The sequence below is a fragment of the Actinomycetota bacterium genome (genome assembly GCA_005774595.1).
Classification (GTDB): Bacteria; Actinomycetota; Coriobacteriia; order Anaerosomatales; family D1FN1-002; genus D1FN1-002.
On record VAUM01000400.1, the window covers coordinates 1 to 1,538 of the forward strand.

2 protein-coding genes are annotated in these 1,538 nt (G+C 72.4%); both read right to left on the reverse strand.

Features of this window, described 5'->3' with window-relative positions; genetic code table 11:
• Positions 1 to 1,402 (reverse strand): potassium-transporting ATPase subunit KdpB (gene kdpB, locus FDZ70_10485; protein ID TLM66453.1); only part of this gene is annotated, 1,402 nt, incomplete at its 3' end.
• Positions 1,403 to 1,427: 25 nt separating this feature from the next.
• A partial coding sequence (locus tag FDZ70_10490; protein ID TLM66454.1) for an ATPase occupies positions 1,428 to 1,538 on the reverse strand: 111 nt, incomplete at its 5' end.

A 1,538-nucleotide genomic window follows, 5' to 3' on the forward strand; every position in this document is an offset into this window, starting at 1 on the left:
CCACCGCGCCCGGTTGGCCCAACCGCTCGCGGGTGCCGCCCTCCCGGAGGTCTTTGAGGTGGATGGCGCCGGGGCCCCGCGCGCCCCCTGCCCCCGCCAGCGGCGTGCCGCCGCTCTCGGAGACGTGGCGGACGAGCGCGTCGAACTCGGCGGGAACGGTGCCGCCGACCGACTCGACCCACGCGCGCACGGCGTCCGCCGCGCCTTTGCGCAACTGACGGCCCTCGGCGTCCACGCCGCTCATGCGGGTCTGCGCGGTGAACGGCACGAACGCGGTCGTGTCCGGATCGAGGTGGCGCTCGCGGATGCCGAGCCCCTTGGCGAGCACGACGATCGAGCGGCCCTCGGGCGTCTCGTCGGACAGAGACGCGAGCTGCGCCGCGTCGGCGAGCTCGTGCTCCTCGACCCCGGGCACCGGCAGGAACTCGGCGGCCTGACGGTTGCCGAACGTGATCGTCCCGGTCTTGTCGAGCAGCAGCGTGTCGACGTCGCCCGCGGCCTCGACCGCGCGCCCGGACATCGCGAGCACGTTGCGGCGCACCAGCCGGTCCATCCCGGCGATGCCGATCGCGGACAGCAGCCCGCCGATGGTCGTCGGGATCAGGCACACGAGCAACGCGATCAGCACGCTGACCGAGACCTGCTCGCCCGAATAGCGCGCGAAGGACTGCAGGCTCGTCACAACGAGAACGAACACGATGGTCAGCGCGATGAGCAGGATGTCGAGCGCGATCTCGTTCGGGGTCTTGGCGCGGCTCGCGCCCTCGACGAGCGAGATCATGCGGTCCAGGAACGTCTCACCCGGGTCCGAGGTGATCCGCACGACGATGCGGTCGGACAGCACCTTCGTCCCGCCGGTGACCGCCGAGCGGTCCCCGCCGCTCTCGCGGATCACGGGCGCGGACTCGCCGGTGATGGCCGACTCATCGACCGAGGCGATGCCCTCGATCACGTCGCCGTCGCCGGGGATGACCTCACCGGCGGTGACCACGACGACGTCGCCGCGCCTCAGCGCCGAGGCCGGCACCGTCTCGGTCGCGCCCCCCTCGGTCACGCGGTTGGCGACGGTGTCGGTGCGCATCCCGCGCAGCGCGGCCGCCTGCGCCTTGCCGCGGCCCTCGGCCATCGCCTCGGCGAAGTTGGCGAACAGAACCGTGAACCACAGCCACAGCGCGATGGCGACGAGGAACGCCGCATCGTCGCGCCGCGTCGCGACCGCCGAGACCGCATACGCGCTCGTGACCACGCTCCCGACCTCGACGACCATCATCACCGGGTTGCGGTAGAGACGGCGCGGGTCCAGCTTCACGAAGGCGTCGGCGACCGCGCGCCCGATCAGCGCCGTGTCGGCCATCGAGCCGCGCCGCGAGGCGGGCTTCGGCTCGGCGGCGTCCCTGTCCATGTGCGTGGTCACCGTCACCGTCCCTCTAGAACACCCGGCCGGCGAGCATGGCGAAGTGCTCGAGGATGGGCCCGAGCGCGTACGCAGGGAAGAACGTCAGCGCGCCCACGATCACGATGACGCCGACGAGCAGGCC